This is a genomic window from Gordonia sp. Z-3 (assembly GCF_036233855.1).
GTDB lineage: Bacteria > Actinomycetota > Actinomycetes > Mycobacteriales > Mycobacteriaceae > Gordonia > Gordonia tangerina.
Genome location: NZ_JAZARS010000004.1, coordinates 203,328 through 219,144, shown reverse-complemented (window position 1 = coordinate 219,144; position 15,817 = coordinate 203,328). Strand labels below are relative to the sequence as shown.

General features: G+C 66.0%; 13 protein-coding genes and 1 pseudogene. 11 read left to right on the top strand and 3 right to left on the bottom strand.

Translation table 11 applies throughout. From position 1 onward, the window contains the following. The first annotated feature begins 146 nt into the window (after positions 1 to 146). The 7 genes and pseudogenes from VX037_RS06240 (at position 147) to VX037_RS06205 (ending at position 7,286) form a co-directional block, all read left to right on the top strand. Complete coding sequence (locus VX037_RS06240; RefSeq protein ID WP_328713597.1) at positions 147 to 1,724, top strand: FAD-binding protein; 1,578 nt, start codon at positions 147 to 149, stop codon at positions 1,722 to 1,724. Then, positions 1,721 to 2,098: a nuclear transport factor 2 family protein gene (locus VX037_RS06235; protein WP_328713596.1), complete on the top strand. Its 378-nt coding sequence runs from the start codon at positions 1,721 to 1,723 to the stop codon at positions 2,096 to 2,098. Before VX037_RS06240 ends, VX037_RS06235 begins: the two co-directional genes overlap by 4 nt. Positions 2,099 to 2,112: 14 nt before the next feature. Next, positions 2,113 to 3,777: an FAD-dependent oxidoreductase gene (locus tag VX037_RS06230; RefSeq protein ID WP_328713594.1), complete on the top strand. Its 1,665-nt coding sequence runs from the start codon at positions 2,113 to 2,115 to the stop codon at positions 3,775 to 3,777. Between the two features lie 6 nt (positions 3,778 to 3,783). Next, positions 3,784 to 4,047, top strand: coding sequence for a hypothetical protein (locus VX037_RS06225; RefSeq protein WP_328713593.1), 264 nt, complete (start codon positions 3,784 to 3,786; stop codon positions 4,045 to 4,047). A gap of 4 nt (positions 4,048 to 4,051) precedes the next feature. After that, entirely contained in the window at positions 4,052 to 4,831 is a 780-nt protein-coding gene (locus VX037_RS06220; RefSeq protein ID WP_328713591.1) for a glucose 1-dehydrogenase, read from the top strand. Continuing rightward, a complete protein-coding gene (locus VX037_RS06215) occupies positions 4,815 to 5,699 on the top strand; it encodes an alpha/beta fold hydrolase (RefSeq protein ID WP_442903642.1) in 885 nt (294 codons plus the stop codon). The genes VX037_RS06220 and VX037_RS06215 overlap by 17 nt, the downstream gene beginning before the upstream one ends. Positions 5,700 to 5,811: 112 nt before the next feature. Continuing rightward, a pseudogene (locus VX037_RS06205) lies at positions 5,812 to 7,286 on the top strand (FAD-dependent oxidoreductase). Between the two features lie 136 nt (positions 7,287 to 7,422). Here VX037_RS06205 and VX037_RS06200 read toward each other — a convergent pair. The 3 genes from VX037_RS06200 to VX037_RS06190 all read right to left on the bottom strand — a co-directional run bounded on the left by VX037_RS06200 (position 7,423) and on the right by VX037_RS06190 (position 10,819). Beyond that, the gene (locus VX037_RS06200) at positions 7,423 to 8,922 is read right to left on the bottom strand and encodes an MFS transporter (RefSeq protein ID WP_328713585.1); all 1,500 of its coding nucleotides are present in this window, start codon (positions 8,920 to 8,922) and stop codon (positions 7,423 to 7,425) included. Positions 8,923 to 9,191: 269 nt separating this feature from the next. After that, positions 9,192 to 10,019 (bottom strand): mycofactocin-coupled SDR family oxidoreductase, encoded by an 828-nt coding sequence (locus VX037_RS06195; RefSeq protein ID WP_328713583.1) that lies wholly within the window; start codon positions 10,017 to 10,019, stop codon positions 9,192 to 9,194. Further along, positions 10,019 to 10,819, bottom strand: a complete 801-nt coding sequence (locus VX037_RS06190) for a mycofactocin-coupled SDR family oxidoreductase (protein WP_328713581.1) — start codon at positions 10,817 to 10,819, stop codon at positions 10,019 to 10,021. The genes VX037_RS06195 and VX037_RS06190 overlap by 1 nt, the downstream gene beginning before the upstream one ends. A gap of 178 nt (positions 10,820 to 10,997) precedes the next feature. Here VX037_RS06190 and VX037_RS06185 point away from each other — a divergent pair, with 178 nt between their 5' ends. The 4 genes from VX037_RS06185 to VX037_RS06170 all read left to right on the top strand — a co-directional run bounded on the left by VX037_RS06185 (position 10,998) and on the right by VX037_RS06170 (position 15,748). Continuing rightward, positions 10,998 to 12,047, top strand: a complete 1,050-nt coding sequence (locus VX037_RS06185) for a ferredoxin--NADP reductase (protein WP_328713580.1) — start codon at positions 10,998 to 11,000, stop codon at positions 12,045 to 12,047. A gap of 47 nt (positions 12,048 to 12,094) precedes the next feature. After that, positions 12,095 to 13,054, top strand: a complete 960-nt coding sequence (locus VX037_RS06180; RefSeq protein WP_328713579.1) for a tyrosine-protein phosphatase — start codon at positions 12,095 to 12,097, stop codon at positions 13,052 to 13,054. A gap of 83 nt (positions 13,055 to 13,137) precedes the next feature. Beyond that, positions 13,138 to 14,886 (top strand): 3-oxosteroid 1-dehydrogenase, encoded by a 1,749-nt coding sequence (kstD, locus tag VX037_RS06175; protein ID WP_328713578.1) that lies wholly within the window; start codon positions 13,138 to 13,140, stop codon positions 14,884 to 14,886. A gap of 4 nt (positions 14,887 to 14,890) precedes the next feature. Further along, positions 14,891 to 15,748, top strand: coding sequence for a MaoC/PaaZ C-terminal domain-containing protein (locus VX037_RS06170; RefSeq protein ID WP_328713577.1), 858 nt, complete (start codon positions 14,891 to 14,893; stop codon positions 15,746 to 15,748). Positions 15,749 to 15,817 lie beyond the last annotated feature (69 nt).

The following is a 15,817-nucleotide window of genomic DNA, read 5'->3' as shown; positions in this document are numbered from 1 at the left end:
CCCCGGCGGTCCGGCGGCCAGTGACTCTCCCGCTGATCGGCCCATCGGTGACCTGCACCGAGTGCTCTCCCGATCATCGGGAGAGCACACCGTCACCTCGCTACACCTCATCTAGCGTCGGCCACGAGTACGTGAAAGGGGAACACATGCAGTGGGATGAGGAAGTCGATGTCATCGTGGCGGGTTCGGGTGGCGGGCTGGCCGGCGCGTACACCGCCGCTCGCGAGGGCCTTCGGGTGGCCGTGGTGGAGGCCACCGACAAGTTCGGCGGCACGACGGCGTACTCCGGTGGTGGCGGGATGTGGTTCCCGTGCAATCCGGTACTGCGGCGCGCCGGCACCGACGACACCGTCGAAGCGGCGCTCGAGTACTTCCGGGCGGTGGTCGGTGACCGCACGCCGACGGAGCTGCAGGAGACCTACGTGCGCCGGGGTTCGGACGTGGTCGAGTACCTCGAGAACGACCCGCACTTCGCGTTCGAGATGTTCCCTTGGCCGGACTATTTCGGCACGGCGCCGGGAGCCCGACTCGACGGGCAGCGCCACATCACTCCCGTGCCACTACCGGCTGCCGAACTCGGCGATCTCCGCGAGTCGCTGCGCGGCCCGCTGGACACCGACCGTCTCGGTGCGCCGCTGCCGGATCTGCTCATCGGCGGTCAGGCCTTGATCGGACGGTTCCTCAAGGCCATCAACGACTTCCCGAACGCCACGCTTCACCTGGACTCACCACTGGTCGAGCTCGTCGTGGAGGACCGACGAGTGGTCGGCGCGGTCGTGGAGCGCGACGGCGGCCGGCACGCAATCCGAGCACTGCGCGGGGTGCTGTTGGCGTCCGGCGGCTTCGAACAGAACGACGAGATGCGCGCAGAGTACGGCGTGCCGGGCAACGCGCGGGACACCATGGGGCCGTCGGGAAACCTCGGCCGGGCACATCGGGCGGCCATTGCAGCGGGCGCCGATCTGGACCTGATGGACCAGGCGTGGTGGTCGCCCGGCCTGACCCACCCGGACGGCCGATCCGCATTTGCGCTCTGGTTCACCGGCGGCATCTTCGTGAACCAGAACGGACAACGTTTCGTCAACGAATCCGCTCCCTACGATCGTCTCGGTCGGGAGATCATCCGCACCGTCGATGACAGTGCGGCGACCCTCCCGTTCTGGATGATCTACGACGACACCGAGGGCCCCGTGCCGCCCGTCAAGGCATCGAACGTCTCCATGGTGGACACCGCCGACTACGTCGCCGCCGGTTTGTGGCACACCGCAGACACCCTCGAGGACCTGGCGACGAAGATCGGTGTGGACCCCGACGGGCTCACCGCCACCATCGAAAAGTTCAACGAGTTCGTCGCCGACGGGGTCGATCCTGATTTCGGCCGCGGCGACGAGGCCTACGACCGCGCCTTCTCCGGCGGAGAGTCGCCGATGGTCGCCATCGACCAACCGCCCTACCATGCTGCAGCATTCGGGATCTCCGACCTCGGCACCAAAGGTGGACTACGCACCGACACCGCGGCCGCGGTGCTCGATGCGGACGGCGTGCGCATCTCCGGGCTCTACGCGGCCGGAAACACGATGGCCGCGGTCAGCGGCACCGTCTATCCGGGCGGCGGCAACCCGATAGGCGCCTCGGTCCTGTTCAGCCATCTCGCCGTGCTGGACATGCTGTCACCTATCGGCAGCACCGAACCCGTACCCACATCTGGCAAGGAGTCCCGATGAATCCAAATGACCTGATCCGTTCGCAGGTGGCCCAGTATCTGAGCACCATCGGCAGCGGGACGTCCGCGGACATCGCGGCGCTCTACGCCGACGATGCGACCGTCGAGGACCCGGTGGGATCCGAGGTCCACACGGGTCGTGCGGCGATCGAGAAGTTCTACGGCGCACTCGACGGCGCAGACTGCGAGGCCGAGTTGCTGAACCTGCGTGTCGCCGGCGACACCGCGGCCTTCGGATTCCGGGTCACCACTCGTACCGCCGACCAGACCATCGTGGTCGAACCGATCGACGTCATGACCTTCGACGACGACGCGAAGATCACCAGTATGCGCGCCATCTGGTCGCCCGACGACCTCAGCATCCGCGCACGATGAGCAGGGAGAACGACATGGCTGCAACAGATTCGACGTGGGACCGCGAGGTCGACTTCCTCGTCGTGGGTAGCGGAGCGGGCGGCCTCACCGGCGCGCTGGCCGCCGCCGCCGAAGGACTGGACACCCTGGTCATCGAGAAGGCCGCGGTATTCGGTGGAAGCACCGCCCTGTCCGGCGGTGGGATCTGGATACCGAACAACCCGACACTGCAGCGTGCCGGGATCGTCGACACGCGTGAACGTGTCCGCGCCTACCTCGACGCGGTGGTCGGCGACCGAGTGCCGACGGCCAACATCGACACCTTCATCGACGAGGGGCCCCGAATGGCCGAGTTCCTCGAGACCATCAGCCCTCACTTGCGATTCCAGTGGTGCCCGGGATATTCGGACTACCATCCCGAACGTCCCGGAGGACGTCCGGAAGGCCGGTCGATCGAACCGTTGCCGGTGGATCTGCGCACGCTGGGCGACGACGAGAGCCGTTTGCGGCCTGCCGCTTTGGCCACACCGCCCGGCCTGTTCATCACGTCCAAGGACTTCGTCGCCCTCAACATGGTGATGCGCACCGGGAAAGGCCGACGTACCGCGCTGATGACCGGGCTGCGAGCCATCAAGGCGCTGGTGCTGCGACGCCACATGGAGACGTTGGGTCGTGCGTTGATCGCCCGGCTTCGGTTGGCGCTGAACGATGCCCGCGTGCCGCTGCTGCTGGAGACCCCCATGCAGTCGCTCATCACCGACGATTCCGGTGCGGTGCTCGGGGTCGTCGCCGAACAGCGCGGCGAGCAGCTACGCATCCGGGCACGGGCCGGGGTCCTGCTTGCGACCGGCGGCTTCGAACACAACCACGAGATGCGTAAACGCCACCTGCCCAAGGGCGGACGCGACGATTACAGTGCAGCGTCGGCCGACAACACGGGCGACGGCATCAACGCCGGTGTCGCCGTCGGCGCGGCGGTCGACCTGATGGACGACGCCTGGTGGATGCCGTCGTTCCAACGCCCCGATGGCATCAACCAGGTCCTGGTGTCCGAACGGTCGATCCCGCGGTCGATCATCGTCGATCAGCACGGCGCGCGATTCACCAACGAGGCCGCACCGTATGTGACATTCGTGCACTCCCAACTGGCCGGCGGTCACGAACCGGCCTGGTTCATCTTCGACCGCACCGCCAAGAACCGGTACCCGGTCGGCGGCATCATGCCGGGTCAGTCCTTCCCAGAGGACTGGCTGCAGAGCGGACTGTTACACAGCGCAGAGACGGTCAGGGAATTAGCCGACCGGATCGGTGTCGACCAGGCCGCGTTGGCCGCAACTGTGCAGCGGTACAACGGCTTCGCGCGCGATGGTCGGGACCTGGATCACGGTCGCGGCGACAGCGCCTACGACAACTATTACGGCGACCCCAGCCTTCCCCACCCCACCCTCGACGTGATCGACCGCGGACCGTTCTACGCCCTACGGATGCGGGCAGGAGACCTTGGTACCAAAGGTGGTCTCGTCTACGACGCCGAGGGCCGGGTGCTGCGGGAGGACGGCTCGGTGATCGACGGATTGTTCGCCACCGGCAACACGTCGGCGGCGGTGATGGGAAACGACTACGCTGGCGCGGGCGCGACCATCGGCCCCGCGATGGTGTTCGGGTACGTCGCGGCGCGGCGCGCCGCATCCGGACGGTGAAACAGCATGCAGGAATTGACCTGCGCGACCTGCGCAACCACCGTCCTCGCCGAGAAGTACAGCCCCAGCCACACCAGCATCCAATGGCTCGGCAATGCCCAGCACGCCTGCCCCGAGTTGGCCGCTCGCACAGCTGCCGGAGACCAGACCAGCACCCTCCCGACGTGCCCCGCACTGCGCGACACCATCGAGGAAGCCGCCCGGCGGGGAACCCTCGCCACCGATACCCGACGCGTCGAACCGACACGCACACGACACCTCAGGAAGTGATCCCATGACCGACACGGACGCAACATCATTGGCCGGAAAGGTCGTCGTCGTCAGCGGCGGCGCCCGTGGGCTCGGCGCCGCCTTCGCGAAGCGCATCATCGCCCGCGGCGGCCGAGTGGTGATCGGCGACATCCTCGATGATGTCGGCAAGCAGACGAGCGAAGACCTGGGCGACTCCGCCCGCTACGTCCGACTCGACGTCACCGATCCGGACCAGTGGGCCGATGCCTTCGACCGCGCCCAGCGGGAATTCGGTTCCGTGACCGGGGTCGTCAACAACGCCGGTATCTCCACCGGGGCGTTTCTCGAGAACGACACCGTCGAGAACTTCCGCCGGGTGCTCGAGATCAACCTGGTCGGCGTGTTCAACGGCATCCGCGCCGCCATCACCCCGATGCGTGCTGCGGGCGGTGGATCCATCGTCAACATCTCCTCGGCCGCCGGCCTCACCGGATTGCCACTGACCAGCGGATACGGCGCATCGAAATGGGGCGTTCGGGGTCTCACCAAACTCACCGCGGTCGAACTCGCCGCCGACCGCATCCGCGTCAACTCCGTGCATCCCGGCATGACATACACGCCGATGACCTCCACGATCGGTATCGAGACCGGCGACGGAAAGTATCCCAACACCCCGATGGGACGTGTCGGGATGCCCGACGAGATCGCCGGAGCCGTCGCGTTTCTGCTGTCCGACGACGCCGCTTACATGACCGGCGCCGAACTGGCGGTGGACGGTGGGTGGACCGCCGGCCCGACCGTCGACTATGCGATGGGTCGGTGACTGCGTGACCACGACGCTTGCGGCACTCTCCACGCACGAGTTGTCCACATCTCGAGGTACGTTGCGCTACCACAAGATCGGTGTGGGGCCAGACCTGCTGTTGTTGCACGGTTCCGGACCGGGAGTCACCGGGCTACGCAACTTCAGCGGGAACCTCACGTTTTTCTCGCAGCACTTCCGTTGTCTGGTTCTGGAGTTCCCCGGTTTCGGGGTCAGCGACGACTTCGGCGCGCACCCGATGGTCACCGCCCTCGACGCCGTCCGTGAGCTGGTCGACGGGTTGTCTCTCACCGATCTGTCGATCATCGGCAACTCGATGGGCGGTGGCGTCGCGTTGAGCTATGCCGCCGCCCATCCGGCGAACGTCGGGCGACTGGTCACTATCGGCGGAATCGGCAAGAACATCGTCAGTTCAGGGCCTTCTGAAGGTATTCGCCTGTTGCAGGAGTTCACCGATGCCCCAAGTCGCGAACGACTGGTGCGCTGGCTGCACTCCATGGTCTACGACCCTGCGTTGATCACCGACGAGCTCATCGAGGAACGTTGGGAACAGGCCACCGTTCCCACCACGCTGGGCAGCGCCCGCCGCATGTACGGTTCCGAGGCGTTCGCCGCGATGATCGCGGCGATGGAGAACTCCGATTCGCCACCGCCGTGGTCGATGCTGCACAAGGTCACCGCGCCGACGCTGGTGACCTGGGGGCGCGACGACCGCGTCAGTCCCCTTGACATGGCGCTGATCCCGATGCGGACGATTCCGAACGCAGAGCTGCATGTCTTTCCCCGGTGCGGTCATTGGGCGATGATCGAACAGAAGGCCGCGTTCGAGAATGTTGTCTCGGCCTTTCTGCACCGGCCCGTTCGGTAGCCAGACCTCCATCCGCTCGTGAACGCCACCTCGTCTAATGATGAGGTGGCGTTCGCCTCTGGTTCTCAACCCTTTTCACCCCGATAGTCAGTCACCAATCAGAGGAGTTCAGATGAACCCAACCACTTCGGTACTACCCATCGACGCCGCCGCCATCGAGCGATACACCCACGAAACCGATGTCGTGGTGATCGGATTCGGCTGTGCCGGTGCTGCCGCCGCGCTAGAAGCCGATGCGAGCGGCGCGGGCACGATCCTGCTGGAGCGCCAGAGCGGCGGCGGCGGTTCGGCCGCTCTGTCGGGAGGTGAGATCTACCTCGGCGGCGGCACCGAGACCCAGCAGGCCTGTGGGATCTCGGACACGCCTGAGGCGATGGAGAGCTTTCTGCTGGCTGCTCTCGGCCCGGACGCCGATGCCGCGAACGTCTCGCTCTATTGCCGAGACAGTGTCGCCCACCATCGGTGGCTCGTCGGGCACGGGGTGCCGTTCAAACCGTCCGTATGGGAATCACCGACGTGGGTACCACCAACCGACGACGGACTGATGTGGAGGGTGAGAACGCTTTTCCATTCCGCGACATCGCCACACCCGCACCACGAGGGCATCGCGTAACCTCGGACGGCTTCGGCGGCAAGGTGTTGATGAATGTACTCGCCGACGCGATCGACGCATCAGGTGTCACCGTGCACACCGATACCGGTGCCGCACGACTGATCGTCGAGGACGGAAGGGTTGTCGGGGTGCTCGCCCGCCACTTCGGCGAGGTGGTCACCTATCGGGCGCGGTCCGGTGTCGTCATCACCACCGGCGGATTCGCCGACAACGCCGACATGGTCGCCCAGCACGCTCCGCAGCTGGTCGGCCTGGGGGTCAACAGCGACGGCGGCGACGACGGCCGGGGCATCCGGATGGCGCAGGGGGCAGGCGCCGCGGTCAAGCACATGTCGGCCGGGCAGGTCGGCATCTCCCTGATCCCGGGGATGATGGTGCGCGGCATGATTGTCAACGATCTCGGCCAGCGCTTCATCAACGAGGACGTCTACCCCGGACTGGTAGGCCAGGCAGCATTGTTCAAACACGGCCTACGGGTATGGGTGATCCTCGACGAACAGGCCTACGAGGAGGTTCCCGAGGTGGAGCGGTGGGGTGTGGTGCCGCACTTCGTCGCCGAAACCGTCGCCGAACTCGAACGCGAGATCGGCATGCCCGACGGCGCCCTGCAGACAACCGTTTCCGAGTACAACCGGCACGCCGCCGACGGCATCGATCCCTACTTCCACAAATCCGATCGATGGTTGCGCCCGCTGCAGGCACCCTTCGCCGCGATCGACGTCCGCAAGGGCATCACCCCGCCGGAGTATGGGGCCGCCGGCGGTGGCGGCGCGGAGGTGTTCACGCTTGGTGGGTTGTGCACCACGGTCGACGGCGCAGTCCGGGACCTCGACGGGGAGACCATCCCAGGGCTTTTCGCGGCCGGGCGCGCCACGTCGGGCCTGCATTCGTGGGGCTATATCAGCGGCACCTCTCTGGGCGACGGCACGTTCTTCGGTCGTCGAGCAGGTCGGGCTGCCGGCGATACTCGCTGAGGTGTGACAATGCCGACAAGGCCACCCGGTCCCTGAGGAGGGAGCATGCGAGCGTCACATCCCGGTCCCTGAGGGATCAGGTGGTAACGACCGCGCGCTCCTCGCGAGTGCTCCTCAGGGACCGGTGAAAATGCCCTCAGGCCGCGCCCAACACCCCTGGTGTATCAGTGATCTCATCGGCCACCCGGCGCGGCATGGCCAGCGCGGTGAGCGCACCCACCACCGACACTGCGGCGCCGATCACGAACGCCACCGTGAACCCGTCCGAGTCGTAGAACGTGGAGCCTTCGGCAACCATCGCGACATGCGAGTTGTTCAGCACGGCAAAGGCGACCACCGACAACACCGCCGGGAAGACGCTCTGGCTGACCGCGACGACGCTGGCCGTGCTCGCCTGCAGTTTCGGTGCCACCGCCTCGATCACCAGGTTCGGCACCGCAGCATACGACATCCCTTGACCGAGACCGAGGATCACCGCACCTAGGATGATCGTCGACTTCTCCGAGTGATTGAACGCCACCACCAGCATGCCGACCGCCATCAGCGACAGGCCCGCCAACATCAACAGCCGCGGCGCGACACCGCGGCTCACCAGGACACCGACGAGGAGTCCGCCGGCGACGATCGCGATCACCATCGGCAGCTGGAACAGCGCGAAGTCCTCGGCGGAGAGTCCCCAGCCATATCCGAGACCCATCACGCCGGGCACCATCACCATCATCGGCAGCAGAACCGCGAACAGACCGGAAATCCCATAAGCAACACCTGCGCTCACGGTGGTGAGGTAGACGGGCCGACGCCGCAGCACGTCGAGATCGACCAGCGGGTCGGTCACCATCCGAGCCGACACCAGCCATGCCACCAGCAATGCCGCGCCGCCGAACAGGTACGTCAGGGTCGAGGTCGAGGTCCAGCCCCAGGACGGACCGAAACTGACGCCCACAAGCACTCCGGCCAGCCCAGCGCCGAGCAGGACCGCGCCCACCAGATCGACGGTTGTCCGGACCCGCAGGGGCGACTCGTCGACGGTCACCAGGATCGCGAACCCGATCGCCACCACGACGACGAACAAAAACCAGAAGATGCTGCGGAACCCGTAGTCGTCGATCAGCCAGCCGGTGAGGAACGGCGCGGGCACCGCCACCAAGCCCATCCCGGTGGTGGCGATACTGACCGCCAGGGCAACGGCTCTCGGCGGGAAGACGTCTCGGATGAGCGAATAGCCGAGGAACAGGCAGGGCACCAAGAAACCCGCCATGGCCCGGCCTGCGATCATGACGCCGTAAGACGGTGCGATCGCCGACAACAGGCATCCGGCCGCAGCGAGTGCGACGCATCCGAGCAGAAGTCGACGCTTGCCGAAAATGTCCGAGAGGCGACCGATGACCGGTGCGGTCACCGCTCCGGTCAAGAGGAAGGCCGTCAGGAGCCAGGCGCCCTGCGTGGTCTGATAGTGGGTGACGATGAACGGCAGAGCGGTCGAGATCATCAGATAACTGATCGCCAGCACCTCGAGCAGCAACACGATCGACGCAAGGCCGAGGACGAGACGGGGCGTCCAGACCCGGATGTCCTCGGCCTGGCCGGATTCGGGACCGGCGAGTGAGTCCTCGTTAGGGGTGGGTTGTACAGGCATCGCGTACCTTCCAAAGATGTCAGCCCGGAGGTGTCGGGCCGAAGTGGAGTGATCGACATCCACTGATGTGGTGCCAGTCACATCACATCGATCCCGTACCGCGCCCACCAGCAGGGCGTCCCGCTGTCCGGGAGGACCTTCGCCAAGCAGATGGTCCTCATTAGCTGCTCGGCGACAACCTAATTCACTCTGCCAAACTGTCGAGACGCAGAACGACGATGTGGCCCGATCCCTCCGGACCACATCGTCGTTCTGGGTTCCTATGCGGGTCAACGCTGGGTCGAGCCCGCATCCACGGGTAGGGTGACCGCGGTGATGTAGCGAGCCTCATCCGATCCCAGGAACAGCGCAGCGTTCGCGACATCCTCGGGCTCGATCCACGGAATCGGCAGCATGTTCATCGTCGCCGCCGCCTCGGCGAACTCCGCCCGGGTGGGGTTCACCAGGTCGGGACGGAAAGCGCTGCGCACCGCCGCATTCTGGATCATCGGTGTGTCAACATTCGTTGGATGGATCGAGTTCACCCGGATGCCATGCGGCGCCAGTTCATTCGCCAACGATCTCATCAACCCCACCACGCCGTGCTTGGCTGCGGCGTAGTGGGCGACACCCATCAAACCACGCAGACCTGCGATCGAACTGGTCAGGATCATCGCACCGCCGCGTCGATCGATCAGGTGCGGTGCTGCCGCCTTGCACGTCTGCCACACCCCGGTGAGGTTGACGTCGAGCATGGTGTTCCACGCCCGCTCGTCGAGGTCGACCGCCGATCCCTTCGACGTGATACCGGCAGTGGCGCAGACAATATCGAGTCCGCCGAGCTGCGCGACGCCGGCATAGACGGCCTCGCGGAGCCGATCGCCCCGGCGTACGTCGACGATGCCGGACACCACACGGGCGCCGCACTCCTCGGCCTGCCGGGTGACCTCGGCCAGGTCGTCGGGTGTAGACGGTGGGGTCACCGTGCTGTCCACCTGCCGACAGATGTCGAGTGCGATGACGTCGGCACCTTCTTCGGCGAACCGCAACACCTGTGCACGCCCGATCCCGCGTGCCGCCCCGGTGACGAGCGCGACCTTGCCTTCCACGCGCCCCATCACAACGCCTTCGCCACGAGACCGGCGTCCACAATCATGTTGGTCCCGGTGATGTATCGGGCCTCCTCCGACAGCAGGAACAGCACGGCGTTACTGACGTCGACAGGACTCACCCATCCGATACCCAGCAGGTTGCGGGAGGCCAGCGCCGCCTGGGCATCCTGCTCGCCCGGTACCGCAAGGTCGGGTCGGAGCTTGGCGAACACCCGCTCATTGAGGATCATCGACGTACCCACTGACCCGGGGTGGACGGCGTTGACGCGAATGCCATCCGGGCCGAGTTCATTGGCCAACGTCTGCGACAGACCGACCAGGCCGTGCTTGCTCGCGCAGTAGTGCGATGTCCCGGCCGATCCCTTGATCGCATTCGTGGAGCCGATCAGCACCAGCGCCCCTCCCGAACGCAGATGCGGCACGGTGGTTTTCACGGTATGCCACGCACCGGTCAGGTTGACATCGAGCACGTGACGCCACTCGTGGTCACCGATCTCCCACGATGGCGCGGCATCCGGATAGATGCCGGCGTTGGCGACCACCGCATCGAGTCCACCGAAACGGTCGACACCGACTTTCACCGCCGCTGTGAGTTCATCGACGTCACGGATGTCGGCAAATGCGCAAACACACCGCCCGCCGACCCACTCGACCTCTTTCGTCGTCTGCACCAACTCATCGGCAGCCGACGCCACGTCGATCGCGATGATCCGCGCGCCCTCCTCGGCCAGACGTACGCAGTGACTTCGCCCCATCCCGGTGGCCGCCCCGGTGATCAGGACGACCCGATCGCACAGGCGATTCACCGTGTTCTCTCGCTATAGATGTACATGGCGGCGACCCTAAGGTGATCCCAGCGGTCAGACTCAGGACCCCTCCCGCTCAGTGGTCGTCCACACAAATCCTCCCGGACAGCAGAACGCGCAACCCCTTCGGCCGTCGACCCCGGCCACGATGGCGGCGACGCAACTCCAGGAGGTTCCAATGACGACGGTCGCCATCGACGTGGCTCCGCCGCGCTCGGCATCGGTCCGGGTCACTCGAGTCATCGACGAGACCCGAGACGCCAAGTCGTTCGCGTTCACGGTGCCAGACGACCGCTGCCGCGATTTCGCCTATCGCCCGGGACAATTTGTCACCCTGCGCATCCCGAGCGATCGCGACGGCTCTGTGGCACGGTGCTACTCGTTGTCGAGTTGCCCGGCCACCGATGTCGAACTGGTCGTGACAGTCAAGCGAACCAGTCGCGGGTACGGCTCCAACTGGCTGTGCGACAACATCTCCGAAGGAGATGTCATTGATATCCTGCCCCCGGCCGGGGTCTTCACACCGGCTTCTCTCGACGACGATCTCCTGCTGTGGGGCGCGGGCAGCGGGATCACTCCGCTGGTGTCGATCATCAAGGCGACGTTGGCGTCCGGGTCCGGCCACGTCGCATTGGTCTATGCGAACCGCGATGCGGACTCGGTCATCTTCGGCGACGAACTGCGCGATCTCCAGACTCGTCATCCGAACCGGCTGACGGTGATCCACTGGCTCGAGGCCGAACGGCAGATACCCACGGCCGACCAGCTCGCCGAACTCGCAAGCCCATACGCCGTCCGACATTCCTTCATCTGCGGACCGGCCGGCTTCATGACGATTGCCCGAGAAGCCCTGGGGCGAATCGGTACTCCACGATCACATGTGCACGCCGAGGTCTTCGCGTCGCTGAGCGGCGACCCGTTTGCCGCACGCGTTCCAGAGCCGGCGGCCGACCCGGATGCGGCGACGGTCGAGGTCGACGCCGACGGCCAGACCTACACCATCGGCTGGCCCCGCTCGCAGACCCTGCTCGACGCAATGCTCACCCGCGGGCTCGACGTCCCGTTCTCCTGCCGAGAGGGCCAGTGCGGAACCTGCGCGGCCGTCGTCGTCGAAGGTGAGGTGACCATGGCCGACGCCGGCGTCCTCGACGATGACGACCTGGCCGAGGGGTACGTCCTCGCCTGCCAGTCAAGGCCGAAGGGCGCCTTTGCCCGAATCCGGTTCTGACAATCCCCGCGCCATCCTGCCCTGTTACGTTCCTGAAAGGATCACCTGTGCTGACCAGCTTCCGTCGACGCAACCTCATCAGCGTGGCCGCCGCGACACTGGCCGTCTCGCTGACCTCGGTCGGCTTGGGCACCCTGCCCGACGCCACCCCGGTCGCTTCCGCGGCACCGCCCGCCGGCGCGAGTATCGGGATCTCGGCGGCCAACGCCCGCGATATCGGCGGCTACGTCACACGCAACGGATCTGTGGTGCGTACCGGCGTTGTCTACCGCAGCAACGCCCTCAATACGCTGACCGACGTCGACAAGCAGAAGCTCACCCGGCTCGGCGTCACCCACATCATCGATGTCCGGTCCCCGAACGAGGTGGCGGCGAATCCCGACAACCTGCCGCCCGTCCGCTACACCAAGCGACCGATCTGGAACCCCGCCGACGACTTCTACGTGCGGGTGAATCGCATCATCGGCGCAGGCCCGGCCGCACAGCGGGAGGCACTCGGCTCCGGGAAGGCCGCGCAGATGATGCGCGATTACTACCGCTGGATGGTCACCGACCCGGCTGCCCGGCACCAGATGGGCGCGACGCTGCGTGACATCGCCACCGTGCCGACGCCGCTGTTGATTCACTGCACCTCGGGCAAAGATCGCACCGGCCTCACCTCGGCGGTGCTGCTCACTCTGTTGGGCGTGCCCGAACCGGCCGTGTATGAGGACTTCCTCACCTCCAATGATCGCCTGGCCGACGGCAACGCAGCGCAGATGAAAGCGCTCGTCGACCACGGACTCGTCAGCGATCCCTCGTTGTTCGCCCCGATCCTGGGTGTTCAGCGCGACTTCCTCGAGGCGTCGTTCGACCAGATGCGACGCTCCTACGGGTCCTTCCAGCGGTACCTGTCCCGCGGATTGGGCCTCGATATCCCCACGATCAGGGCATTGTCGACCAGAATGCTGCGGCACCGAATCCCGCCCGAGCTGCCGATACCGCTCGGTTCCGGCAGCACCAACTGACACTCCTCTGGCGCCGCATTTCTGCAACGTGTTCTAATTCTAGGTGAGAACACGTTCCACCCGTGGCGCATGAAGGGACTTCCATGGCCGGCGCGACCGAACCAGCAGAGACCACCACCTCCCCGCAGACCAACACCGAGACCTACGACGTGATCGTCGTCGGTGCGGGCGCTGCCGGCCTCAGCGCGGCCATCACCGCGGCTGCGAGTGGCCTGAAAACCGTGATCATCGAGAAGTCCCCGTACTGGGGTGGCTCGACGTCACGGTCGGGTGGCGGCGTGTGGATTCCGAACAACTCGGTACTGAAGCGCGACGGCGTCGACGACACCGTCGACCGGGCCCGCGAGTACGTGCACGCGATCATCGGCGAACATGCGCCCGCGGAGAAGATCGACGCCTACATCGACCGCGGCCCCGAGGCGCTCGACTTCTTGATGAAGCACGCGCCACTGGAACTCGAATGGGTGAAGAACTACTCCGACTATTACCCGGAGGCGCCGGGTGGCAGGCTCGGCGGACGATCGGTGGAGCCTCGTCCCTTCGACGCCCGGGCGTTGGGCGATGATCTGCAGACACTGCATCCGCAATACACCAAGGCGCCACTGAACATGGTGGTGCTGCAGTCAGACTACCGCTGGCTCAACACCGGGCTGCGGCATTGGCGTGGCCCGTTGCGGATGGCGAAGGTCGGTAGCCGATTCTTCTGGGCCCGTTCCCGCGGTAAGAAGCTGATCGCGATGGGTGCCGCTCTGGCAGCAGAATTGCTGCTCGGGGTGCGGAAGCTCGGTGTGCCGCTGAAGCTCAACACCGGCCTGACCGATCTGCTCACCGAGGACGGCCGGGTGGTCGGGGTGCTGGCCGAATCCGAGGGCACCCAATTCGCCATCCACGCTCGTCACGGCGTGATCCTCGCTTGCGGCGGCTTCGAGCACAACGCCGAGATGCGGCAGAAGTATCAGCGCGAGCCGATCGGCTCGGACTGGACCACCGGCGCCCCGTCCAACACCGGCGACGGCATCACCGCGGGGCTCAAGGTCGGTGCGGCGGTGTCATTGATGGACGACTCGTGGTGGGGCCCGACGATCCCGCTGCCGCGCGGACCGTGGTTCGCGTTGTCCGAACGAGCCGTCCCGGGAACGTTCATGGTCAACGAACGCGGCGAGCGGTTCATGAACGAGTCGCTCCCGTATGTCGAAGCCGTCCATCAGATGTACGGCGGCGACTTCGGCCAGGGCGACGGTCCGGGTGAGAACGTGCCGTCGTGGCTGATCATGGACCAGACCTGCCGCAATCGGTACCTGTTCGCGGGTGTAAATGCGCGCCAACCGCTTCCGAAGAAATGGTTCGAGGCCGGAGTGGTGGTCAAAGCCGGGTCGATCCGTGAGCTCGCCGACAAGATCGGCGTCCCGGCCGACACCCTGGCGAACACCACCGAGCGGTTCAACGGTTTCGCCCGCTCCGGGGTCGACGCCGACTTCAGGCGCGGCACAAGCGGTTACGACCACTACTACGGCGACATAACCAACAAGCCGAACCCGAGTCTGGGCGCGCTGCGCAAAGCACCGTTCTACGCGGTCAAGATGGTGCCCGGCGATCTGGGCACCAAGGGCGGCATCGACACCGACGCGTCCGGCCGCGCGCTGCGGGCCGACGGTTCGGTGATCGAGGGTTTGTATGCCGCCGGCAACACCAGCGCACCGGTGATGGGCCACACCTATGCCGGGCCCGGCGCCACCATCGGACCCGCGCTGGTCTTCGGTTATCTCGCCGCACTCGACGCGGCGTCGAAGTCCACCGCCACCAGCACCCCTGCGACCAGCACAGGAGCCTGACACGATGCCCATCGATCCCACCGTCGCCGTCGGCGCCGAGCTCCCCGAGATCAGCTTCCAATGGTCGGCCTCCGATGTCGCGCTCTATCACCTCGCGGTCGGTGCGGCCGCCGATCCCATGGACACCGCGGGACTGGCCTACATCGATGATCAGTCCCCCAAGGTCCTGCCATCGTTCGCCACTGTCGCCGCCTCCTTCCACGCGACCGAGGCGCCGAAGGTTTCGTTCCCGGGCATCGACATCGACCTGGCCAAGGTGGTGCACGGCAGCCAACAGGTGACCGCGCATCGACCTTTGCCGGCCAGCGGCAAGGCCACCACCCGCACCACCATCGCCGAGGTGCAGGACAAGGGTTCTGCGGCAGTGATCATTCAGGAGTCGGTGACCACCGACGACTCGGGCCAGCCACTGTGGACGGCGCGCTCATCGATCTTCGCCAAGGGCGAAGGTGGCTTCGGCGGCGAACGCGGATCGTCGAACAAGGTCGCGTATCCCGATCGAGAACCGGACCATCGTCTTTCGGTGCCGACGCTCCCGCAACAGGCGCTGCTATATCGCCTCTGCGGTGACCGAAATCCGTTGCACAGCGATCCGGCATTCGCTGCTGCGGCAGGCTTTCCACGACCGATCCTGCACGGCCTGTGCACCTACGGCACCGTCTGCCGCGCGGTCACCGACGCCTTGCTCGACGGCGACGTGGCGGCGGTACGTGACTACTCATCGACCTTCGCCGGTGTCGTCTTCCCCGGCGAGACATTGAATGTCAGCGTCTGGGATGAGAACGGAACGCTGCTGATCACCGCGACCGTCGCCGACCGCGACGACGCGCCGGCTCTCGGGAATGTGGTGTTGACGCTCTGAGCGTGGGCCCACTGGTCGAGCGGCGACGAACGAAGTGAGGGAACGTATCGAGACCAGGTGGCGTGGTCT